Annotated in this window: 16 protein-coding genes; 4 read left to right on the top strand and 12 right to left on the bottom strand. The window is 47.2% G+C overall.

Features of this window, described 5'->3' with window-relative positions; translation table 11 throughout:
- Window positions 1-74: 74 nt before the first annotated feature.
- Window positions 75-1,496, bottom strand: coding sequence for an aminotransferase-like domain-containing protein (locus AB4Z29_RS23950; RefSeq protein WP_441945502.1), 1,422 nt, complete (start codon window positions 1,494-1,496; stop codon window positions 75-77).
- Between the two features lie 111 nt (window positions 1,497-1,607).
- Here AB4Z29_RS23950 and blaOXA point away from each other — a divergent pair, with 111 nt between their 5' ends.
- Complete coding sequence (gene blaOXA / locus AB4Z29_RS23945) at window positions 1,608-2,408, top strand: class D beta-lactamase (RefSeq protein WP_441945616.1); 801 nt, start codon at window positions 1,608-1,610, stop codon at window positions 2,406-2,408.
- A 341-nt stretch (window positions 2,409-2,749) separates the two neighbouring features.
- Here blaOXA and AB4Z29_RS23940 read toward each other — a convergent pair whose 3' ends face one another.
- Together AB4Z29_RS23940 and AB4Z29_RS23935 are read right to left on the bottom strand one after the other, a co-directional pair.
- Complete coding sequence (locus tag AB4Z29_RS23940) at window positions 2,750-4,039, bottom strand: FAD-binding protein (protein ID WP_441945501.1); 1,290 nt, start codon at window positions 4,037-4,039, stop codon at window positions 2,750-2,752.
- A gap of 178 nt (window positions 4,040-4,217) precedes the next feature.
- A complete protein-coding gene (locus AB4Z29_RS23935) occupies window positions 4,218-4,439 on the bottom strand; it encodes a hypothetical protein (RefSeq protein WP_441945500.1) in 222 nt (73 codons plus the stop codon).
- Window positions 4,440-4,649: 210 nt separating this feature from the next.
- On the opposite strand from AB4Z29_RS23935, the gene AB4Z29_RS23930 reads away from it, so the two are divergent.
- Entirely contained in the window at window positions 4,650-5,432 is a 783-nt protein-coding gene (locus AB4Z29_RS23930) for an alpha/beta fold hydrolase (RefSeq protein WP_441945499.1), read from the top strand.
- Between the two features lie 340 nt (window positions 5,433-5,772).
- Here AB4Z29_RS23930 and AB4Z29_RS23925 read toward each other — a convergent pair whose 3' ends face one another.
- The 6 genes from AB4Z29_RS23925 to AB4Z29_RS23900 all read right to left on the bottom strand — a co-directional run bounded on the left by AB4Z29_RS23925 (window position 5,773) and on the right by AB4Z29_RS23900 (window position 16,705).
- Window positions 5,773-6,519, bottom strand: coding sequence for a methyltransferase domain-containing protein (locus tag AB4Z29_RS23925; RefSeq protein ID WP_441945498.1), 747 nt, complete (start codon window positions 6,517-6,519; stop codon window positions 5,773-5,775).
- Between the two features lie 378 nt (window positions 6,520-6,897).
- Window positions 6,898-12,090, bottom strand: a complete 5,193-nt coding sequence (locus AB4Z29_RS23920; RefSeq protein WP_441945497.1) for a discoidin domain-containing protein — start codon at window positions 12,088-12,090, stop codon at window positions 6,898-6,900.
- 95 nt (window positions 12,091-12,185) lie between these two features.
- A complete protein-coding gene (locus tag AB4Z29_RS23915) occupies window positions 12,186-13,232 on the bottom strand; it encodes a glycoside hydrolase family 130 protein (RefSeq protein WP_441945496.1) in 1,047 nt (348 codons plus the stop codon).
- A 31-nt stretch (window positions 13,233-13,263) separates the two neighbouring features.
- The gene (locus AB4Z29_RS23910; protein WP_441945495.1) at window positions 13,264-14,796 is read right to left on the bottom strand and encodes a DUF3502 domain-containing protein; all 1,533 of its coding nucleotides are present in this window, start codon (window positions 14,794-14,796) and stop codon (window positions 13,264-13,266) included.
- Window positions 14,797-14,871: 75 nt separating this feature from the next.
- Entirely contained in the window at window positions 14,872-15,756 is an 885-nt protein-coding gene (locus AB4Z29_RS23905) for a carbohydrate ABC transporter permease (RefSeq protein WP_441945494.1), read from the bottom strand.
- Window positions 15,757-15,766: 10 nt separating this feature from the next.
- The gene (locus AB4Z29_RS23900) at window positions 15,767-16,705 is read right to left on the bottom strand and encodes an ABC transporter permease (RefSeq protein ID WP_441945493.1); all 939 of its coding nucleotides are present in this window, start codon (window positions 16,703-16,705) and stop codon (window positions 15,767-15,769) included.
- Window positions 16,706-16,992: 287 nt separating this feature from the next.
- On the opposite strand from AB4Z29_RS23900, the gene AB4Z29_RS23895 reads away from it, so the two are divergent.
- Window positions 16,993-19,332: a helix-turn-helix domain-containing protein gene (locus AB4Z29_RS23895; RefSeq protein ID WP_441945492.1), complete on the top strand. Its 2,340-nt coding sequence runs from the start codon at window positions 16,993-16,995 to the stop codon at window positions 19,330-19,332.
- A gap of 171 nt (window positions 19,333-19,503) precedes the next feature.
- Entirely contained in the window at window positions 19,504-19,689 is a 186-nt protein-coding gene (locus AB4Z29_RS23890) for a transposase (RefSeq protein ID WP_441945615.1), read from the top strand.
- Between the two features lie 271 nt (window positions 19,690-19,960).
- Here the strand turns inward: AB4Z29_RS23890 and AB4Z29_RS23885 are convergent, their stop codons facing one another.
- From AB4Z29_RS23885 to AB4Z29_RS23875, 3 genes are all read right to left on the bottom strand, one after another.
- Window positions 19,961-20,443: a peptide ABC transporter substrate-binding protein gene (locus AB4Z29_RS23885; protein WP_441945491.1), complete on the bottom strand. Its 483-nt coding sequence runs from the start codon at window positions 20,441-20,443 to the stop codon at window positions 19,961-19,963.
- Window positions 20,444-21,031: 588 nt separating this feature from the next.
- Window positions 21,032-21,748, bottom strand: a complete 717-nt coding sequence (locus AB4Z29_RS23880) for a hypothetical protein (protein ID WP_441945490.1) — start codon at window positions 21,746-21,748, stop codon at window positions 21,032-21,034.
- 658 nt (window positions 21,749-22,406) lie between these two features.
- A complete protein-coding gene (locus AB4Z29_RS23875) occupies window positions 22,407-22,988 on the bottom strand; it encodes a GNAT family N-acetyltransferase (protein ID WP_441945489.1) in 582 nt (193 codons plus the stop codon).
- Window positions 22,989-23,261 lie beyond the last annotated feature (273 nt).

Genomic DNA, 23,261 nt, shown 5'->3' with positions numbered 1-23,261 from the left:
GGAAATGGAGCCTTAAGTAAGGGCTAGATTCGGCAAAATAAACCCTTTTGAGCTTAGCTTATCATGTACGCAAGCTACCCCCGTTCCACAAACCTTACTCCCGTGCGCTGCCGGAGCAGCTCCCGAATTCCGTCACCGATAGCCCGGATGCCGGGCTCGATGAGCCCTTCCTCCACCTGTGAGACGCTCAACCGGAGAACATCCTCCTGCTTGAACTCTGGCAAGTACATGCGCTGGGCCGGATCAACCAGCACTCCGCGCTGCAGCAGATGTTCGGCCGCTACCTGCGCCCGGAGTGGGGCTGGCAGCCTAATCATGGTATAGAATCCGGATAAGGAGTTGGTGTAAGCAGTTCCCGGCGGTAGATGCTTACGGTATGCTTCCTGCAGCACCACCGCTTTGCGGCGATATATCTCCCGCATATGGCCGATGTGGGCGGCGAACATGCCGCTCTCTAGGTATACCTCGAGTGCTCCCTGCGTCAACAGGGGCGAATGTACGTCTGCCGCAGCCTTCGCCCGCAGGAACTCTTCCCGCAGTTTGACCGGCAGCACTGCCAGCCCTAGGCGCAGGCCGGGAAGCATGACTTTCGAGAAGCTTTTTACATAGATGACCCGCCCGGACGAATCATAAGCGAACATGGGGTCATTCCTCGGATCGCCATCCAGGTCACCCATGTAATCATCCTCAACAATGTACACGTCATAGCGCTTCGCTAGCTCTACCATGCGCTTGCGGGCTTCGTTCGTATGGCTGTACCCGGTTGGGTTGTGGAACCGCGAGACGGTGTAGAAGAACTTAACCTCCCCATCCCGGAACAGCGCCTCCAACCGCCCCAAATCCATGCCGCCTTCCTCGTATGAAATGCCGTGTACGTTGCCCCCATATCCCCGCAGCGATTCGACCATGCCGGGATGTACCGGCTGCTCTACGACGATGCTCCTCTTGCCGTTCGGGAAAGGCAGCCCCACCAGCAAATGCAGAGCCTGCTGAGAGCCAGTCACCACATAGATACGGTCCGGGGCCGTGAACACCTGCAAATCCCGCAAATGCCGGGCCAGCTGGAACCGCAGCGAGGCGAGGCCCTGCCCCTCCGAATACGTAAACATATCCTCGCGGTAGCGCTCGATGGCCTCATTCATGCAGTGCTGGAAGTCACGGTATGGCATAGCGCTCCGGTCCGGGCCTGCCCACTGGAAATCAATGACGTCTGGCACCTCCATTGCACCTCTCGTATCCTCCCCACCGGGGCTGCGGTGCACGATGTAATAGCCGCTCTGGGGCACCGAATAGATCCGGTGCCTCTTCTCGAGCTCCCCATATGCCCGAATCACCGTATTTCGGCTGCAACCGAATGCTTCCGCCGCTTCCCGGATCGACGGCAGCTTTTCCCCCGGCTTCAGCTTCCCTTCCTTAATGTCCTGCAGGAGCTGTTCCACAATCGCTTCATACAGCATCTTCCCTTTCACTCCTTCCAGCCAACTGTACGGGTACAATCACCGTAAACGCCGATATTGCCTAGTCRCACATTCCTATATTCTCAATGTTGTCGACACGAGCCTTACTGTTTTGCCATTATGAAGAAGACCTAGGAGGAATGCAAATTGATTACCTGGAGAAAGAAAAAAAGAGTCGTCCTGGCGCTCACCGCCCTGCTGTTTGCCAGTGCATCTGGAATTTCCGTACTTCCCGTAAATGCTGTCCCCAAAGAGACTAAGCTCCCTTGCAACGAGCTGTTTCATGACGTGCAGGGTACCCTGATCGTCAAAAACCTGAAGACAGACCGCGTCTACGTCTGCAATTCCAAACGCAGCCAGCAGCGGTTCACGCCGGAATCGTCGTTCAAGATTCCGAACGCGCTCATCGGTCTCGAGGTAGGAGCGGTGCGGGACGAATATGACGTGAAGCGGTGGGACGGCGTCGTCCGGCCGTTCGATGAGTGGAATCGCGACCATGCGCTTGGTTCGGCAATGCGTGCATCCGCAATCTGGTATTACCAGGCGATGGCCCGGGACATCGGGGCCGATCGGATGAAGAGCTTCGTGGATCGTATTCGTTACGGCAATATGGATATTAGCGGGAGCATCGATGCCTTTTGGCTGGACAGCACGCTGAAGATCTCGGCGGAAGAGCAGGTCGGCTTCATGGAAGACCTGGTGGAGGAGACGCTGCCCTTCCAGGAACAGACTATGAAGACCGTCAAGCGCATCATGATTGATAACGACCAGGACAACTACACCGTGCATGGCAAGACGGGCACGAGGCTGTCAGACATGGGCCTCGGCTGGTATGTGGGTTATGTAGAAAACGGGAAGACAGACTGGGTGTTCGCCGCTAACGTGGACAGCAGCGGGACGGCCGCCAAGACGGTCACGTTGGAAGCCTTGAAGCGCCTCGGTATTTTGTAAGCACATTCTACGTTATCACTCAGATGCTGTTCGTCCGATGCAGCACGTTCAAGCTGTGGGTGAACCGGTTGGATTATTTCATACAATCGCTCACTGCCCCAGTATCCAAGTTGCGCTGTCATTGCTTTAGCCTGTCCTTTAGCGAGGAAAAGGCAGCCATATCGAATGAACTGCACCCCATTTGTTAGACATGACTAACAAATGGGGTGCAGTTCACGAATCGGCTGCCTTTTATTTTGTAGTTATCATCGTCTTTTATCGCAGTGCTACTTATATCTGTCTGATGCGGTTCTCCGCGCTGTATGCGTAAAAAGGATGAGGCTTTGTTGGTATTTCAGCTGCTATCGCTGATTTGGTGACGATGAATAGCTATCCTTAATATATGTTTTCAAGAAGCTATTGCAAAACTTTCCTTGGGGGTCGCATTGAAGGAGCAACTGCTGAAAGTCGGGCAATTTCTCATATAATGATTGTATATGGACGGGCGGCATGGCAAACAACTTTCCCCAATGTGGACGGGCACGGAAAGGCGCAAGCTGTTCCTCAATTAGTGGCAATATTTTTCCAACTGCATTCCAATCCGCTTTCCACGTAAAGTGAATAGCCACCGAGTCCTGCATGTAACAAGGGCTCATCCACAGATCGTCTTCCGCAATCGTACGAATCTCGGACACATAAAGGTGTGGCGATATAGAGTCCCGTATTCGGTCAATCGCACAAAGCGCTTGATAGGCATAGTGCCGCGGCACGAAATATTCGCTTTGTAGTTCCTCACCGGCGCTTGGCGTGAAATCCATGCGGAAGTGCGGCAGCCGTTCATGCCATGGGCCGGGGATGCCAAGCTGCTCGCTAGTATTCTCCGCTGAGTGTCCTGGCACTGGATGACGATGCTCACTTGCGTGCATGGCTCCAAAAAAATCGGATTCCTCCCCGGCAGAGTCATAATCTGATATTTTGCGCTTTAACCAGACTTGATTGAAAGCGTTTGTCTTCCAATCCGTGAACAGACTAACACTGTAAGCACTAGAGAAAATATCGTCAAACTGATCATGAAGCTGCGCTAAAGGCAAATTTTCAAAAACATACTGACTCATCTGAAATGTGGGAATGACATCTAGAGTGATTTGTGTGATAACCCCCAGTCCCCCAAGCCCTACAACCGCTCCGGCGAAGAGCCCATCTTGTTGATCACGCGAGAAAACGATCCTCTCCCCATCCGCTTTGACAACTTCCATGGAATGAACCGCTGTAGCAAGATTGCCGTTCCGGTCACCAGAACCATGTGTCGCCGTTGAGCACGCACCAGCAATGGTAATGTGCGGCAATGACGCCAAGTTGTGCAAAGCATAGCCGCATCCGTGCAAATAATCACACAGTTCTCCGAATCTAATACCGGCCTCAACCGTAACCTTATTTCGTTTTTGGTCTAATTCAATGACTCGGTTAAGCTTGTGAAGAGAGAGGAGGCTCTCGGTACAATCAGCGATTCCATTGAACGAATGACGAGTGCCAAGCGCCTTTATTTTACTGCTACGAGCTACTAATTCCTGTATTTGTTCAACGGTTTCCGGAACATGGAGCTCCGAAGCGCTATACTTATAGTTGCCTGCCCAGTTTCGATTATTTTCCAAACACATACACTCCCGCTAAATCGAATGATAGATCTGTCCAAATGGATTGATAGGTTATAAAAAATATTCCACATCATTTAGGAGTATCCTGCCCGATAGATTAATAAAAATGAGCAGGCCACCGTAGGAGCTGCAAGCAAGAAGCTCCTCATTATTTTATTTCTCAGCTCAAGCTCTGCTATAATCTACTCGTGTTTTCGGCATATTCACGCAGTATCCAACCGCATTGGCCGCAAAGGAAAAGAATCCGGTCGCTAAGGTTCCGATATTCCGTACGCTCCGGTCTTTTCATCGGTGTCCGCGAATATATGCCGCCTTCGAGGCCGCTATAACCGATCTTGATCTCGCTTCCCGGGCAATCAGGACATGACAATGTTGTTTTAATCTTTTCCAAATCCATAGTGTTCTCTCCTCGTATTTCAATTTAAAGTACATATTGAGCTCTTACTATTCCTCAAAAATGAGTAATAGGCTCGTCTACTGCAGGTGTCGATTACTTGAATGCGGCGGATGAGTATGTTATCGCTAGTCCAGTTGAATAATTAGGTATAAAGTTACGATCGTTCCAATATAATTCTGAGGTGTTTCATTTCAAGCTAGGAGGAACATCGTGGAATACTTTATCACAGTAGAACCCGGAGTACGGGTATTCGTACAGGATTTAAATCCGACGGGAAACAAGACGATCTTGTTTATTCACGGCTGGCCTTTAAGCCATAAACAGTTTGAATACCAATTCGATATTCTTCCATCTCTGGGCGTCCGGTGCATCGGCATGGATTGGCGAGGGTTCGGGAACTCGGATAAGCCTTTCACCGGGTACAGCTTAGATAGATTATCGGATGATATCCGCGTCGTAATCGAGACGTTGAAATTACAAAATATAACGCTGGCGGGGCATTCAGCAGGCGGAGCGCTAGCGATCCGATACCTGGCAAGACATCAAAGCTTCGGGGTATCCAAGCTTGTTCTAATCGACGCCCAGTCTCCGGGTTCCGTACCGCAGCAAGATGCTAATAGGTTCATTGCAGGAACGTTGTCCGACCGGCCTCAGATGCTTGCAGGATTAACAGATTCCTTTTTTTTCAAATATATTACCGAGCCTTTCTCGAATTGGTTCTTTCAAATCGGATTGCAAGCAGCGGGCTGGTCGACTGCGGCCGTCATGGTTACGTTAAGAGACGAGAACGTGCGAAACGACCTTGGGAAAATAAACGTGCCGACACTGATTATTAACGGCGTCCATGACAAAGTCGTTCCGTTCCCCAATGCCCAGGAAACCAATAAGCTCATCCGCAATTCGTACTTGGTCCCGTTTCAATATAGCGGCCATGTTCCTTTCCTCGACGAACGCGATAACTTTAACCAAACCTTGATGCAATTTATTCAATGATTGCCCCTACAGCGCCAGCTCTTTCGCTTATCTCGAAACTCTCAATAATTCTGACACTTTACAGTGATTGGTACACGTTGAACTTCTCCAAATGGATGACATTGCTCGGCGACATTAGGTATATTTCTCCGCGATGGGTACCAGACAAGATCATAGTCCGAATTATACAGATCGGGATTCATTTCAGCTAATTGCCCTTACCACAAACAGGCTGCCGAGATTATCGGCAGCCTGTTTGTTGAACTAAAGTTCCCAGTCAGTTTAATCCGAAATGCATCGGGTGAACCGAGGGAGAATGGATCCAAAGAGTGAATAGGGTGTTATCATAAGTACCTGACTTCTATGATTTCGTTCCGACATAAATATACATCGTTATGCTATAAAAGAATTGATCGCTCTTATTTAATAATTCAATGTTGTCCAAAAATCCTTTATAATCCTCTGCTCTTAGCATATCTCTTCTTACTAACGATTCAAAATCTCGAATCATCATATGTCCATAATATGGTTCTTCAAACTTTGTATTCGTTAGTACATATGTTTCAATCTTGCCAGTAAATAATCTTGATTCTTGGAATGTTCTCCATAATCTTCTACCCATCCATGAATCGATATCATCCATCCAATCTTGCTTCCAGTCATTAAAAGTCTGTGTGATTGTTCTTATTAGTGTTTTATTGTCTCCGTCTATCAATTGTGAATCCCAATCAAAATGCGCAAAAACCACTTGTCCTTCTGGCTTAAGTACTCGATGTACTTCTCTGAGAAAATGTTGTTTATCCTTAATGCATTCCAACATATTATTTGAAATGACAAGATCATAACTATCGTCATTACACGGAATATTCTGAGCAAAATTGTGAGTTATGAAATTGATTCTTGAATCTTGTTCATAATTTTTTTTGGCTTTAATAATGGAACTCTCAATAGAATCAATACCGAAAAGTCTGCTTCCATCATCAACAAGCTCAGAAATGCGGGATAAATCATATCCCTGACCGCACCCTAAATCCAGAATAGTTATGTTGGGTTTAATATCGATAAGAGAATAAATAAACTCTCTCATTCGAATGTTATTGGGATCCATCGTTGTTCCTCCGTCCGCAGGGTTTCAGATAACGTCTTTTTTGCGAATTTCTTCAATTCTCCATACTTATGATATTCGCGAAATGATAATGCTAACCTGCACGTTTAGCGTAATGAAGCAGCCGATCATTGTGGTCGGCTGCTTCCGTGTTTTTATTAAATAATCGTTTCCCGTTAACTTAACAAAGAATAATTTTTTATAATATCAATGCGAACCATTCTTAAGGTAGAGCAGAGTAACCATACGAAGGTTGGAAACGAGGTCGGCATGGACTCTTCCGATCCATTTTCTTATATCACCGTACCGATCTCTCCGTCCTCCTCCTTATTGCTTCAATTTCCTTCGTGCGGGTTCTCCCGTCCGAATTTGTTTTGCCTTTTATTCTTCATCCTTGGTTGCAAGCATCCGGAGCAGAACCGTGACCGTTTCCGCCCTCGTCGCGACATTATTCGGGAAGAAGCCGTTGCCGCCCTTCCCTTGCATAATCCCTAACTTTTTCATCTCGGCTGCCGCCCCGACGGCCCAGTCTGGAATGTCGCGATCATCAGCGAATCCGGCGGAATCGGTTTCAGATGCTAGGTTTAATGCTCTCGCCAGCATGACGGCCATTTCTGATCTCGTAACTGCCGCATCCGGACGGAAGTTGCCGTTCTTGTCGCCCTGGATAAGACCTAAGCTTACAGCTTGCGCAACGGATACCTGAGCCCACTTCCCGATTCGGTCCGCGTCTTTGAAGGACAGAACTGCTTCTTCATTCTGAAGCTTCAATGCTTTTGCCAGCATCACCGCGAATTCAGCGCGCGTCACCGTACGATCAGGCCGGAACGAACCGTCCGTATAACCTGTAATCATTCCTTTCTTTTCAGCTTCCAAGATATTTGCTTCGGCCCAATGACCGTCAATATCCGCGAAGGTATGGCCGGGTACCGGCACGTTCGGATTATCGGGATCTACCGGCGGGGTCACGGGAGTATCTCCTCCCGAATTGCCTCCGTCGCCTCCGTTTGAACGCGCTTGTACGGATACGTTTATTCTTCCCGTAACAGTCGGATTCGCGGTCAAGACAGCTGTAATCGTCACTTCTCCGGCAGCGGACGGCGCCGTAAAGATGGTGCTGAATCGACCGTTTTCGTCCGTTACTGCTTTAGCCGTTTCGATGCTGCCCCGTGAAGACGAGACTTCGACCTCTGCGCCGGAGACCGAAAGATTGTCGCCGTCGTAGACAATTCCCGCAATGGACACGTCGTTTCCGACCATCACAGAAGACGGCGTAGCCTGGATTTCGATTAGAACGGGCACTTGTACAGCCTTAATTATGGAAACGGTAATCGTATCTTCCACGATCGGATTCGCGGTCAAAACAGCTGTAATTGTCACTTCTCCGGCAGCGGACGGTGCCGTAAAAACCGTGTTGAACTCACCGTTCGCATTCGTTACGACATTAGCGGTTTCGATGCTGCCTGACGAAGCCGCAATTTCGACCTCCACGCCGGGAACCGGAAGATCGTCGCTATCGTAGACAACTCCCGCAACGGACATGCTGCCTCCGAACGTTACGGAAGGCGGCGCCTCACGGAATTCAATCCGAGCGGGCACTTGCACGGTCTCGTTTACATAAACGGCAGTTGTCTCTCTAACGGACGGATTCGACGTCAAAGCTGCCGTAATCATCACTTCTCCGGCAGCGGACGGCGCCGTAAAGAGCGTGCTGAATCGACCGTTCACATCCGTTACCGCACTGGCGTCTTGGATGCTGCCCGATGCTGCCGTGATCTCGACCTCCATACCGGATACCGGAAGATTATCGCTATCATAAACGGCTCCTGTAACGGTCACGTGTTCACCGAACTTCACAGAAGACGGCGTCGCTTGCAGTTCGATTCGAGCGGGCACCTGTGCAACTGGGCTCACGGACACAGTAATCGTATCCGTCAAGGACGGGCTTGCTGGCAGAACGACCGCGAACGTCACGTCTCCGGCAGTAGACGGCGCCGTAAAGACTGTGCTGAATTGGCCATTCTCGTCCGTTACTTCCTTAGCAGTTTCGGTGCTGTCCCACGAAGCCGCGATCTCGACCTCTACGCCGGATAACGGAATATCGCCGCTGTCGTAGACGGCTCCCGCAACTGTTACTTCGCCGCCAACCGTCACGATAGACGGCGTTGCTAGAAGCTCGATCCGAGCGGGAACCTTTTGTGCCTGTTCGATACCGTACACTTTAAACTCCCAGAGCGAGTAGCCGTATGTGGTCGCTCTTTTTGTGCCATTCATCTTAACGTATCTTGCCTTCACCGGTTCGAAGGAGATTTTATCAATACCGCCTGCTCCGGTTGTAGTACTGTATACCGTAGTCCAATTCGTCGCGTCGTCGGAAACCTGGATTTGGTACTCCTTGCCGTACGCGCTTTCCCAATGGAGATCGACCTTCTGGATGGGTTTGCTATAGCCGAGATCGACGTAGATCCACTCCGAGTCGGAATAGTTAGATCCCCAGCGGGTGCTCAATATGCTATCGACAGCATTACCGGGAGCCACGTCCGAGGCTCTGACCGAGCTTGCCACTGCCGGCACGCCTTCCGCAAGGTTAGGCGATAGAGATTCATACACTTCGAATTCCCAAAGCGAGTAACCGTATGCGGTCCCTCTCTTGATGCCATCCATTTGAACGTATCTTGCCTTCACCGGTTCGAAGGAGATATTCTCGGTTCCGCCCGCTCCGTTCGCGGTGCTGTAAACCGTAGTCCAATTCGTCGCGTCCTCGGAAACCCGAATCTGGAACTCCTTGCCGTACGATTCCCAGCGCAGAACGACCTTCTGAATGGTTTGGCTAGAGCCCAGATCGACGTAGGCCCACTGCGAATCGGAGTAGTTAGATCCCCAACGGGTATTCACGATGCCATCGACAGCATTACCGGGCGCCACGTCCGCGGCTTTGAACGAGCTTGCCACGATTGGCTTGCCTTCCGCAAGATTGGGCGATAAAGCTTCATACACTTTAAACTCGTAAAGCGAGTAACCGTTCTCGGTACCCTGCTGAACACCCTGCATCCGAACGTACCTGGCACTGACCGAATGGAAGGAGATGTGGTCGATTCCTCCGTCACCTGTCGTCGTCGAGTAAACGTCCTTCCAGACGACAGCATCGTCCGATACTTGAATTTTATAACTTTTTCCGTACGCATTCTCCCAATTCAGCCTAACTCTATTGATCACATATTGATCTTGCAAATCAACGTTTATCCACTCATTGTCCGAATGATTCGAACTCCAATACGAAGTTCTATAAATATCTGTTGCATTCGAGGAAGCATGGTTATTCTTGCTGGATGAAGCGGCCGCTCCTTTATCGTAAGCGAGATCGAACTCTCTATCGTCGATGGAGACGTTCTCGTTCAAAGTAATGCTTCGGCCTGTGAACGTATCTTTGCCAAGCTTGTAGCTTGTCGTGGATGTTTCCCCATTGCGATTCAACGTCACGTTCACGATAATCCCTGGCGTTTCGGGATTGGACACCGAAATACGGACAGGAGATACGGATTCGTCAACGATAACCATTGCGGGTTGATCTACTTTGACGGTCAAACCGTCTCTCACCGTCACCGTTCCGGCTTTATAGAAGAGCATTTCCGCAATTCCCAGCGTATTATGCCGAACAGCCTGAACCGATGGTGTATTCGAAAGAATATGGATCGGATTGTCGCTCGCGTAGCTGCCGACCTCCTCGGAGGTTTTGTTCGGCAATACGATGTATTGGTAGGAAGCGTTTGTTGGTTTCACGCCATGGTCGAGCCAAACCGAAAAAATCGATTGGGTTATCGGCGCCGTAGAGCTTCCCGTGATGACGTCGCTCCATTTCCCGGTCTTCGTCTCCCTTTGCACTTTAAAATCCGTTGGATTCGGGAATACGTAGCCGATATTATCGTTATAGGCCCATCGACCGTTCGTTTGCATCGGTCCGTCCGCGAGCGGATTGCCGTCTACGAGAACTTCTCCAACCGCTTGGCTTTGATTTAATGTCGTGTGTATGGAAGCCGCATTCGTCGAAGTGATTCCCGCGCCAAGCGCCACCATTTCATCATCAAAGAAGAAATAGCCTTTCTTACCGCTTGTGCTCAGCTTGTTGAAATCGAACGCGGTGGCGCCATAACGCTCATCGGTCACGCCGCCTACGAATGTTTTGGGGTTGTTGAAATTCCCGTCTTTCGTGAGCGCGTACGGGGCCGTCGTACCTGGAACGTGAGCCCAATCCATCAGCGGGTAGATGGGTCTGTATTCATCGCCTGTTCTCTGAATGGCAGTGGCTCCTTGCGGCGTCCAGTACAACAGATTATATCCGCTGGGATGAATCGTTCTCCATTCGCCGCCTTTGACCGTGCTCGAAGACATTTTGACCGTAATTCCATAGTCATTGCGCATATGGGAGGATACCAGCGTCTGCCATTGCGTCATATTGTTGGCGTCCTGTCCGTTGCTCGTGCTTGTGCCAACTTGGCGAATATTGTTAAGGAAACTCGCAAACTCCGCCGCCCTCGCTGGGTTGGCCGCTAGCATCCACTGCAACGGATCTTCATAGAAGGTTAATGCCGCGCTTTCATAATCCGGCCAATCGGGTCCATTCATCCCCATGCCCAGATCGGCAACATCGCCCCTCACGAGATACCTGGTGCCGTCCAACAAGTAGGATGATAACGAATCGATCGCAACCTTGCTGTAAGAAAAAAGGGTGCCCGAGGTAACGTATGCCCAAAAGGACATATCTCTGGCAAAGCTTCTTCCATAGCCCGTCGTATAATTCGTTTTGCCATGCATGAAGAAAGACATGTCCGACTGGATTCCCGTCACGGTCGTCGTCACGTTCGACAGCACATTAAACGCATTCACTGCCTTGCGAACGATCTGGGCATCTTCCAGCAATAAGCCGCGGAACATATAATTTTGATTGTACCAGGACGAGTTGGCGCCATCGACCGTGTTCGGCTCGCTGTCTAACGTGGCGATAATATTGGCGAATTGCGTTTCAGTTAAATAGCCCTCGCACAAAATCGCGATTTTCTCCAATCTTAGTTGTTTGCCGATTCCGGTCTCCCACCAGTTGGTTGAAGTCGGCTTTACCGTAAACCAGTAGTCCAGCGCTTTTTGAATACCCGCTATCATGGTTTCGCTACGATAGTATGGACTACTCGGGTCAGCGAACGCCTGAGCCATCGATTGCATCCGATCTAATGCAAGGTATGGCGACCACGCTCTTCCATTGGCGCTGGAGCTTGTATTCGCGTAATCGACATCCCCCCAGCTCCCATTAGCGTTTTGACTCAATAAGTAAGTGCCAGCCTGTGAATTGAAGGTCCATTCTACCCGACCGTTCGTTCCGTCGTTTATAATATCTCTTGAGATGTAGAAGGCTACTATCCGTTCTTTCATCAATCTCATTTCGGCGATTTCTTGAGCATCGTTCGTCACCTCGGGAGAACTCGCCGATGCGGGCGAGTAGAACCAAATGGACGATATCATTGAACAGACAATAACAAGACATGTCCACCTCCTTGCAAGCCTTTTCATTTTGTCAGTCATACACATGCACTCCTTTGCTCTTCTAAACTGAAAATAATTGACAACGCTTTCAGATCAGGAAATTGAAGGAGGCAGTTCGCACTGCCTCCAACCTTTTAAGAAAGCGTATTAAATATATCCTCCAACGGTATGTCCACTACGGCCATCACTTCGTCCGCTGCACCGTAATACATGCGGACTGTTTGTTCCAACAACAGGGCTCCACACGAAAATACGACCTTGCCGAAAAATCCATTCACCTCATATGCAGCTTCTGGCTCCAATACGGGGATACGAGATCTCGCGATAACCTTGGCCGGATTCTCCAAGTCGAGCAGCGCCGCGCCCATACAATAGCGATGTGTGCTGTCCGCTCCGTGATACAACACAAGCCAGCCGCGTTCGGTTCGAATCGGAACCGCGCCGCCGCCCATACGAGCGGAATCCCAGCCTTGCTCGCTTAGCCCCATCAAAAAGCGGTGGTTCCCCCAATGGTCGAGATCAGGTGATTCGGCGATCCACATTTCGGGAGAGCCGAATGATTTCGGCACCGGACGGTGCAAGGCGTAGTATTTGCCGTTTATTTTTTCCGGGAATAGCATGACGTCCTTATTTTCAGGAGCTAACATAAGCCCGCGACGCTTGAATGTTCGAAAATCTCGGGTTTCCGCCAAGCCGACGCCAACGCCGTACGCGGACGCGGCGCTGTAAGTGATATAATAGATGTCCCCCAATTGAGTCACGCGCGGATCCTCAATTCCCCAAGCTTCAAGAGCATTCTCCGGAAACAAGGCCGGCTGCGGTTCGATGTCGAAATGAACGCCGTCCTTGCTTCGCGCCACCCTGAGATGGGATAAAGATGTGAGCATGACCGTGCGTCCGTCCTTTGCGATAAAGCGGGAGTCGGAGAAATCATAGCTCGGATCGGTCTTGTCGTAGCATTCTACAGATACATCGGTACCCGCTTCGTTCAGCAGGGGGACAAGCACCTCGTCCGCCTTGTCCGATACCGGCGCTTCCGAAATACGCAGTAAAAGGATAGTTTCATCCCGCAACTGCGCAACGCCTGCATTAAACACACCCAGCACTCGAAAGTCGGGGCGGGAAGGCACAACATCCTCGACACGGATAATAGGATTTTGCGAGCTGCGTTTTATGTTCATGTGAGATACCTCCTTCCGTATTTAAGTGCTGTTATTTACCGGATATGACGGCGTCGATTTGCGCTTGAATTTCATCGATTACTTTTTGTCCGCCGAGGCTCGCCATTTTCTCCTCCAGCATCGTCTTGCCTTGATCGGCAGGCAGCACGCCTTGGCTGAGCGGCAAGAAGATCGAATCGTGAAGCGGCGTAATCTTCGCATATTCCGTCTTCACCTTCTCCGCGTTGAAGTTGAAGCCCGAAGTTGGACTAAGTGTGAAATTAGCCGGGTTGGTAGAGAAGTCGAACCACTTCTTGTCGTCTGCCATCATCGTGTCCGCCGTGCGGGTCAATGTTGGCCGCCAAGTCAGTACATAGCCTGGGAAAGTATAGCTCGACAGAATCTTATAGCTCGATTCACCGACAGGTTCCCAGTCCTTGCCTTGAATACCGTATTCCATCAAATCGTGGTTTTCCTTAATCGACAGCCAATTAGCGACGTCCAAAGCCAAATCGGCGTTCTTGGATGAAGTCGGGAAGCAAAGGAAATTCCATTGCTGGAAAGCGGTATACGGCTTGGCCTGATCACCGTTCGGTACGAACACCTCAAGTTTGTCGCTGCCGTCTTGCAGCATTTCCGAATATTTCAATCCTTCCACACCATCAGTCGAATAATAGGTAGCCGCATATTTGCCTTGCTTGAACAGCGTTTCTGCATTTTGCTCCTGCGCGATATTTTTGGAAAGTATGCCGTCCTTGTAGTATTTGGTGACGCGTTCATAAGCATCGGCAATCATCGGGCTTGCCCATTGACCGACCACTTTCTTGTCCTTGGTTGAATAGGCGAACATGTTGACACCGATTTCGAGCACTTCATCGAGCGCCTGGTTAGCAGAATCGCTCAGGATAAACGGAAGCTTATCGGCTTTGATGCCGTTAATGACGAAAGGTTTGACATCCTTCTCGTTTTCCTTGACCGCATACAAAAATTTCTCTAAATCGTCGAGCGTTTTCAACTCAGGAAGCCCATATTTCTCGCGCAAATCTTTGCGAATAAGCATGCCATAGAGCTGTCCCTGTGTGGTACCGAGCGGAATGCCCATAATTTTTCCATCGAATTTGTTATACTCCCACATCTCACTCGGAATAGATGCTTTGAGTTCCGGACGCTCGGCCACCATGGCATCCAGTTCCTTCAAAGAATTGCTGGCAATCATCTGATTCATCGATAACCATGGTGCATCCAGATACATATCGAATTCTTCCCCGGCAGACATCTTCACGGATAGAGCGTTCCCATAATCCGACCACGGCAAGAAATTGATATTCAAGGCCGCTCCGACGTTGTCCGCTTTCAATTTGTCGTTGACCGCCTGCAGCACATCATCAAAGCCCGCAGGTTTATCTCCTGGGAAGTAAGCTTTCAATGTCACCGTTTCCTTCGGAGCGGATGTAGCGCTATTTGAATTCGATGGCGAATTCTCTTCCTTGCCGCCATTCTCCGAATTGCCTGCGCAGCCCGCCAACATTAGTGAAGAAGCCAATACCAATGACGTCGTCGCACCAAACCATTTTTTAAAACTCATTCTGTTAACCCCCTTATAATTTGAGAAAACGTTTTTGATTGACCGGAGAATCCGGTTAATACCGATAATCCTCACTTACCCTTTAACGGCGCCTACTGTTAGACCTTTGACGAAATACTTCTGAAGCATGGGATACAGCAAGACAATCGGGCCAATAGTCAGTACAGTTGTCGCCATTCGCACGCCATAGGTTGGCGGTGTTACGGAAATGGCTACTGCAGAAGGAATGAGATTTTTAGCGGCTTCCATATTGGATACCATCCGACGCAGAATCAACTGCAGCGGGAACAACTTCTCATTGTCAACGAACATCAATCCCATAAACCAGTCATTCCAATAGTTTAGTGCATAAAAGAGACCGACGGAGGCTAGAATCGGCTTCGAAATCGGGATCATGATTTGGAAGAAAATTCTCATTTCATTCGCTCCGTCCATTTTTGCGGCCTCCTCTAATTCTTCGGGAATCGTACGGAAGAAACTAACCAGCAAAAAGACGAGGAACGGTTGGCATAACATTGTTAAAATGAGTACCCATACGGTATTCTGCAAATGCAGCCACTGACTGACCACAATGTAGAACGGAATGATGCCTCCGGAAAAGAGCATAGGTAAATAGACAAAAATCAGAAAAGGCGATCGCAAGACATTCCGCTTGTTGGCCAGAGAATAACCGAGCATAGCGGAAATGCACAACGCGCTTAATGCGCCTACGGCGGTTATAAAAATCGTGACCGCATAGCCGTTGAACAACACATCCGACTGCAAAACCGCTTTATAAGCGTCCAGCGATAATTTTTGCGGAAATAAAGTATACCCGTGCGCAATCAGTTCTCCTTCGTCCGTAATCGATCCGATCATCATCAGCAGAAAAGGAAACAAACAAAATAAGGTGAACAATAAAATGAACGTATAGGCAAATACCGTAAAAGTACGATCTGCAGCGCTTTGTTTCTGTCTCATCGTTATTCTCCTAAAATAAAGCGGATTCTTTAGACACCCTTCGGGTTATCCAGTTGGCGGCAATGACGAAGACTAGACCCATAACCGATTGGAACAGGCCAACTGCCGAAGACATACCAAAGTCGTGCAACTGTCTCATGGAGCGGAATACAAAGGTGTCGATGACATCGGTAGTCGGATAGAGCAAGGAATTATCACCGATGATGGCATAAATCATGGCAAAGTCCCCGTTGAAAATTTTACCTACAGCCAGCAAAGTCATGATCATTATGGTTGGGACGAGCAACGGCAATGTAATGCGCAGCACAATCTGCAGCTTGGATGCCCCGTCAATCCGGGCAGCCTCATACAAATCCTCCGGTATGCCGGTAATCGCGGCCAGAAAAATAATAGAAAGATAGCCGGCTCCTTGCCACACGCGGATCACCGTCAGAATGTAAGGCCACAGCTTCGACTCAAACATCCAGTTGACCGGTTCCAAGCCGATATTTTGCAGCCAGGCATTGATCATTGGCTCTTCCCCGCCGAATAAGGATTGGACAATCATGCCTACCACAATCCAAGACATAAAATAAGGAAGAAAAATGAAAGATTGCGAGATTCGTTTGAAATAGACGTTGCGAATTTCATTGAACATCAGCGCAATTAATACCGCAGCCGCCGTAGTAAACACGATGAACAGCACGTTTAACGTCAGCGTGTTGCGCAGAATGACCCAGAAATCATCCGAAGTAAAAAAGTAATTGAAATTTCTAAAACCGACCCAATCGCTTCCCGTAATTCCTTTTGCATAATTGTAATCTTTAAAAGCGATCATAATCCCGTATATGGGGAAATAACTGAATACGAGAAAGAACAGCAGTCCCGGTACGGCCATAGCATAGAGAAAAGGATTTTGAATAATATGCTTCAGTTTGGACCCACGCCTTGCATTAAGTTGGTATGGCATCGTTTTGTTTCCCTCCTTTCAAGTTGTATGGCATCGTTTTGTTTTCCTCCTTTCATCGAGACTATAGTCACATCATCGTCCCGTTCTATGCCGTAACCTTACCAAGCCCGCGCCGCAGCGGCAATTCCAGCAAACTCCGATTTTTCCTGCAAACGCAGATTTACGAACTTCCTAAAAACAACACTATATCGAAAAGAAACGATTCTGCTTACGGAAATGAACGTTATGCTATACTTAATCCACCATTTTATGAAATCGGTAATTCTGATTACGGGGGCTCTATTGCAATGAAATTCAGACTTCCACTCCTCGCACCGTTGAAGCGGCATCCTACCTATATGAAGCTTATTTTTTATTTTGTCAGCGCAAACATTCTGGTGCTGGGTATATCTTTTGTGCTGCTCTATTGGCAGTCTTCCAAAACGCTTCTGGAAGAGATCGGCGATCATTCTGAATCCTTGCTAGTGAACGGCGCCCGCAACACATCGCGACTGATGGAATGGGCTTTGGAATTCAGCTTCTCCTCCAGCGATGACAGCACCCTCAAGGTGTATGCCCTTTCGGATCAATATAGCGATTTTGAAACCTTCGAGGTATGGAGCCGGCTTATGGATATTAAGAACGCCAATCCATCCATTGATTCGGTATACCTAATTAACGATTATACAAATACCGTAATAGATTCCAGGCTTGGATTGAATGATGCGGAAGCTTTTTACGATCAGGACATCATTAAGCGGTTACGGGATCCGGTTACAGCGGACCACAGTGTTCTCATACCAAGAACCTTGTCCATTCCTCTTATCGGCAATAAACCCAAAGATGTGATTACTATCGTAAGATTTTACGAAAAGGGCAGTTCCATCTCCGCTCTCGTTCTGAATGTGGATACTCATAATTTAATGACCCTGCTTCAAAACAATTCGAATTATGCCAAACGGTTGATTACGGTTCTGAATGATAGGGATGAGACGGTTTTTAGCAGCACGCCTTTGAATCAAGAACAAATTGCAGAGTTCAGGAGCCACAGTAGTAAGGGAGAAAGCGGATGGAAGATCTTTCAGCCTCGAAATCAGGGAGAGCAACTGATGGTATATGCAGACTCCTCCATCAAAGGAATTCAGGATTGGACCTTTATCGAAACAATTCCGATGCCTGTTATATTGGGGAAAATTACGGTTCTCCGCAACACAAGCATGATCCTGTTCCTCATCCTGTTCGTAGCATCTTTAATCGCCATCGTTCTGATTTCCAAACGGGTGTACTCGCCTATTCAAGAACTGATTAGCAGAATAATGCGGCAGCATCAAGCTGAAAAACCCGGCGAAGGATATAACGCAAACGAACTTGACTACTTATCCAATGTGTTTACATCCCAACGCAATCAGATTCATGAACTGACCGAACAATGGCGGCATAATAAAATTTTGGGCAGAGAACGGTTTTTACGGGATTTTCTGGGGGATATTTACCATTCGGTAGAGGAAATATGTTCTCAATTTCAAGAATGGGGAATTAATCTACCTGAAGATCATCTATCGGTGGCCATCTTCCGAATCGATCACTTCTCGCAATTCTCGAAAACCTACACGGAGAAAGACCGGCTTCTGCTCCGATTTGCAATATCCAATATCATCGAAGAGTCGCTGCAATCAACTAAGTACGAGCTGCAAACGGTAGACATGGGGAACGATCACGTGGCGGTTATTTTATCGGCTCCATTGTCCGAAGAATTTACGAAGAAGCTGCAGGTAACCCAACAGTTAATAGAGCAGTACTTGTCAATCGGCACGACCGTCGCTTGGGGCAGGACGCTGCCGAGCCTGACCGACATGCATGAAGTATATATGGAGACTTATGAACTGACGCAGGAACGTTTCCGATTGGGCCTCGGATCGCTCTTCGTGAAAGCATGGCTAGCTGACGTGCCCGGAGAACTGTATCATCTGCCTGTGGACAAAGAGAGGCAGATTGCTCAGGCTATTCCCAAGGGTAATGCGGATACGGTTCTGGAGATTATACGCTCAGCTGTAGTCAAGCTGCGGATACTCCCCTATTTTGAATGCAAAATGTCGTTGATTACCTTGTTTATGGACATACGCCGTCTGATGCAGGAGCACTCCAGCCAGCCTCTGCCCAGTTCATGGGGGCTGACTTCCTTCGAGTATCAGATTATACAGCAGGAAACGATGGAAAACGTGGTGCCATGGATGGAAGCGCTGGTAACCAAGACACTTGAAGATATTACGGCTGCCCGCAGTCAGTCCAGAAACGCAGCCCTCATCGAGCAGGCGGATCAGTTTATTGAAGAACAATTAACCGATCCGAACTTGTCCGCCAAAATGCTGGCCGACCATCTGGATCTATCCGTGAACTATTTCCGCAGTTTGTATAAAGCAGAGACAAACCAGTCAATTACCGATATGATATCAGCGAAGCGCCTAAACTACATTTGTCAGGAGTTGCTTGCCTCCGACTCGCCGATCGAGCAGATCATCCATAACTTCGGATTTTCGTCGCTTAACACGTTTTATTCCATCTTCAAAAAGGTATATGGAATGACGCCTGCCCAATATCGAAGGATGTATAAAAATGGAAATTCTGTGGAGCATGAAATATCTCCGTAAGTATCACTGAAGTGCACCCCCTATAATAGACATTGGATAAACCCCCTGGGTAAACCGATGAAATGATAGGGGGTGCATATCTTGTATCGGGAGGGTTGCAGGACAAATACGACGTCATTGATTAGCTAAAGAAGACGAGAAGTGTTAAGGAACTATGAAGAATGAGATAAGATTCTCGGGTACCGTCGCATACGAGATAAGTTATACCATCAGCATAAACTTATCGTTAACCATAAGAAGGTTCTGCGCCTTATGCAGGAGTTAGGCATCAAGTCTATTATCCTTCGAAAGTATATCCACAGAACAAGTTATGAAGCAGCTGTGTCGGATGGGAGAATAGCCGAGAGCCTGCTGTAACGAGATTTCTAAGCGGATCAGCCGAATTAATAGTGGGGTAACCGCTGTCCCGCAATATCGTATTCGACAATCGAATCTACCTATCCGCGATTATCCTGCTGATTTGCTTCACCGCGCAGAGCGCGACTTTTCACAGGGCTTCAACCACCGGATTTCATCGACGTCTGCCTGCTAGCTACGGGGCGGCTTGGTCCCTATCCCGACTGAACTTGCATCAGTAAGTTGTTGTGTCTAGCTATGGCTAGGCGCCCACTGCCAGTTAGTTCATTAATTAACTTTGCCAAGTACCGTCTGCTTGTGTCACTTGCCATTTGCCATTTTTGTATTTGACCATCACTTTTGTTCCAATTGCTCCGTCACCAGCTCTGTACTTAGAGCCTTCAACAACCATTTGCTTATTTGAAATCTCAGTCATTTCGACTCGTAACAAAACACCATTAAGAACCATTGACTGGGGGTCGTGTAACCCTTTGGCTGTTAGTTGCTCATAAGTTGCTTCCATTACTTCAACATTGTATTTATCAAAATGCTTTAGAATTTGATCTTTATCGGTTTCATCAAGGTCTTTAAAGTTACTCATGTCAATTGCAATATATTTCATATCACCATTTAGGCCTTTATCAATTGGCATATATGCATCTAAAGCTAAGCTATACAGTTCCCCCATATCTTTTGTGGGCTTGGTATTCGAACAAGCAGTCGCTAACATGACACAGAATACAGCAAAACATAAAGACAACTTTGTTATCCTCATCTTCATCCCCCCCTATTCCATCAGACGGAAATAATCTATTTATGTTTCAAACTGTACCTGCTATGATTTTTCTATTTTCTCTAACTCCTTATTTCACTATCCTCCCTATTAACGTAATGAAACTATTGATTTAGCCGGTATTCTCGAATTATTTGCGGATTTCATATCTCCATCTAAAACTTAGGACTCCACTTCCTCATATTCCTCCATTAGTTATTCGACCTCACGATCCATTAACTCGTAAAACACCTGAAGATTCGAAATGACTTCTTCTTTATGGAAGATTTAAAAACCCAGCCATGATCCTCCAAGTTGGTAAAGTATAAGATCGTTGCTTTGGTTTAACTAATGTTCGAATAATATTGCCGTATGTAAATTCACTCATTTACTTGCACCTTTCTCTATATAATTCAATAACCAACATGTTTCCTAAAGGAATACTTCATTAATTATTCCTTTCTATGCATCGATATCTGCAAATTATTCCATTATGTTGCCAGTAACCTCAATGAAATAGGGAGCAGCTGCCACGGCAATCTACTCCCTGATCTGATCTAATTATCGTTCACCGTTATTTCAAAGAACCACTCAATGAGTATTGAGGGGATATCGATGTAATACTTCAACATTCTCTTCACTCATGTACCAATCATTTACTACAAACTCCAAGTCGATGAGTTCACTTGTTCCAAAGTTAAAATCTCTATTTTTCTTTAGAAATCGAAGGAATTCATCAGAATTCTTCATGATAGGATTTTGAAAACGGAGACATGTCATATGAGCCGTGTGTGTTTTATATCGTTCGTCCAAGGTGCTCTTAACATCATATTTCTTAAAATTTTCTCTGATTTTTTGTCGTAATTCTTCCAAATTTGATCCCTGAGGAAATCCTTGAATCATTAAGCAATCAGGCGATGCAGTTATTCCGCGATAACTGATTTTGAACGAAGGAATTGATACAATTGACTGGGCAAGAACCTCAACATAAGAAGCAATGTCAATTTCACTTAGCTTAAACTCGGCATTATTTGTAATGATCGTTAGCACAGTCGTGTGGAGCTCGTTAGGTTTATAGTAATACTGGTTAGACACAATCTGGTTAGCTTCATTCAAAAAATTCATTACCGCATCCTGCACGTCGCGTGACGGACGGCAAATCAACGATAAGCCTCTTCTTAAATCAACAGTCTTACTCAAAAGATTGGAATCGATCCTCACTGAGTTAGTCTGAATCGATTGAAGGGCTTGACTCCACAATTTATCATAAGTGAGTTGAATTTCAGAAGCACTAATTTGAATCCCCACCTTCCTTGTCACTTTATTGTATCAAAATGGTTATGAAAAGAAACAGCCTCTAAATCATTGTAAATTCTTCTGCCCGTTATCGTAATGTAAAAATGGAGCAGTTGCAGACTGCAACTACTCCATGGTGCGTTTAACTAACGTTCCCAGTCCCTCGGTTTTAAGGGTTTATCTCACATATATTCACTCATTCGTAGGAATTCGCCACCTTGGATCATGACCATCTCAGGAAGCAACGCAGTTGCTGCCGTTTGAGGTGGTGGGCTAGGCATGCGGTTATAGAGGAACAATCAGGAAATATTCCCCAGAATCCACATCCTTCATCACCACACCACGAGCATACCATGAGGGGATACCTGTACCATATTGTTTCATGTGGTTTTCTAAGTAAAAAATAATCAATCACTTCTCTTTGCCATTCATTACTCATCCAGCCTAGAGAAGGAACCATATTGTACTTTATCAGCATTTTATATAGTGATTTTCCATCTATGATCAGATCAGCAAATTTTGTGTTTTTCTGCCCCTCCTCGATTGATTCAAAATCAGAGCGACTTACAGGTTTTGTTTCTAAAGTATTTATCCTCTTCATTTTTACTATTTACCGTCCAATCTCCATAAATGAAAAGCTAGTCCTTTGTTCGGTTCAACTAATACTGGATTATCGTAGCATACTCTCCAATTTGTCCTTCACAAGCACCCATTCTTGGTCGATTATACTGTAAAAAACAGAGTCTCTTAGATAACCGTCAGGCATAACTACATGATTCCGAAGCACGCCTTCTTTTACCGCACCCAGCCGTTCCATTGCCTGCTGAGACCGCACATTTCGACTATCTGTTTTCAATTGAACACGAATCGTTCCAAGTGTCTCAAAGCAGTGTTTCAAAAGAAGATACTTACATTCCGTATTTATTCTAGTTCGCCAAACAGTTGGCGACAGCCATGTCCAACCAATTTCCAAGTTACGGTTTGGTATGGATATATTAAGAAAACGAGTGCTTCCCACAATTTTCCCCGAATCCTTATCGAAGATAACAAAAGGAAATTCGCTTCCTTGCTCTCTCGCTAGAAGTGCTCCATTCACAAGGTACTTCATATCTTCAATCGATTGAACCTTCATTGGCATGTATGCCCAGACATCTGGATGGTTTCCCGCATCAAATAATTCCTGTACGTGATAATCCTCCATAGGTTGTATCTTTACTCTATCTCCTATTAATACTACTGGTGTTATCTCCATAATTCTTCTCTCCTTTTCTACTTTGGTAGAACTAAATAAACAAACTGTCCTGTATTCAAGTATCAGTTGTTTATTTTTTATAAGGGCCAGATAAAAGGTGGAGGTTAAGCAACTCTTGTTGCACTAATCTGCCAGTTAACATTCCTGTAGGTCTTAGTAGATTCAATTTGCAGAAAAACAAACGCCCCGCTAGGATGAGTATGTACTGGGTTGCAGCCCTCAGAACTCACCTTAGGAGGCGTTATTATGAAGTCTAGACTAACGAAAGCTCAA

Source organism: Paenibacillus sp. 2TAB23 (assembly GCF_052115165.1).
Taxonomy (GTDB): domain Bacteria; phylum Bacillota; class Bacilli; order Paenibacillales; family Paenibacillaceae; genus Pristimantibacillus.
Note: the sequence above shows the minus strand (reverse complement) of the source record. Positions and strands in the feature narration are given on the sequence as shown.

What these genes read in the sequence shown, in the direction of transcription:
- AB4Z29_RS23920 (WP_441945497.1), bottom strand. Translation starts at nt 12,090, where the DNA reads ATGACTGACAAAATGAAAAGGCTTGCAAGGAGGTGGACATGTCTTGTT.
- AB4Z29_RS23935 (WP_441945500.1), bottom strand. Translation starts at nt 4,439, where the DNA reads ATGGATTTGGAAAAGATTAAAACAACATTGTCATGTCCTGATTGCCCG.
- AB4Z29_RS23885 (WP_441945491.1), bottom strand. Translation starts at nt 20,443, where the DNA reads ATGAGGATAACAAAGTTGTCTTTATGTTTTGCTGTATTCTGTGTCATG.
- AB4Z29_RS23900 (WP_441945493.1), bottom strand. Translation starts at nt 16,705, where the DNA reads ATGCCATACCAACTTAATGCAAGGCGTGGGTCCAAACTGAAGCATATT.
- AB4Z29_RS23875 (WP_441945489.1), bottom strand. Translation starts at nt 22,988, where the DNA reads ATGGAGATAACACCAGTAGTATTAATAGGAGATAGAGTAAAGATACAA.
- AB4Z29_RS23910 (WP_441945495.1), bottom strand. Translation starts at nt 14,796, where the DNA reads ATGAGTTTTAAAAAATGGTTTGGTGCGACGACGTCATTGGTATTGGCT.
- AB4Z29_RS23915 (WP_441945496.1), bottom strand. Translation starts at nt 13,232, where the DNA reads ATGAACATAAAACGCAGCTCGCAAAATCCTATTATCCGTGTCGAGGAT.
- AB4Z29_RS23925 (WP_441945498.1), bottom strand. Translation starts at nt 6,519, where the DNA reads ATGGATCCCAATAACATTCGAATGAGAGAGTTTATTTATTCTCTTATC.
- AB4Z29_RS23895 (WP_441945492.1), top strand. Translation starts at nt 16,993, where the DNA reads ATGAAATTCAGACTTCCACTCCTCGCACCGTTGAAGCGGCATCCTACC.
- AB4Z29_RS23905 (WP_441945494.1), bottom strand. Translation starts at nt 15,756, where the DNA reads ATGAGACAGAAACAAAGCGCTGCAGATCGTACTTTTACGGTATTTGCC.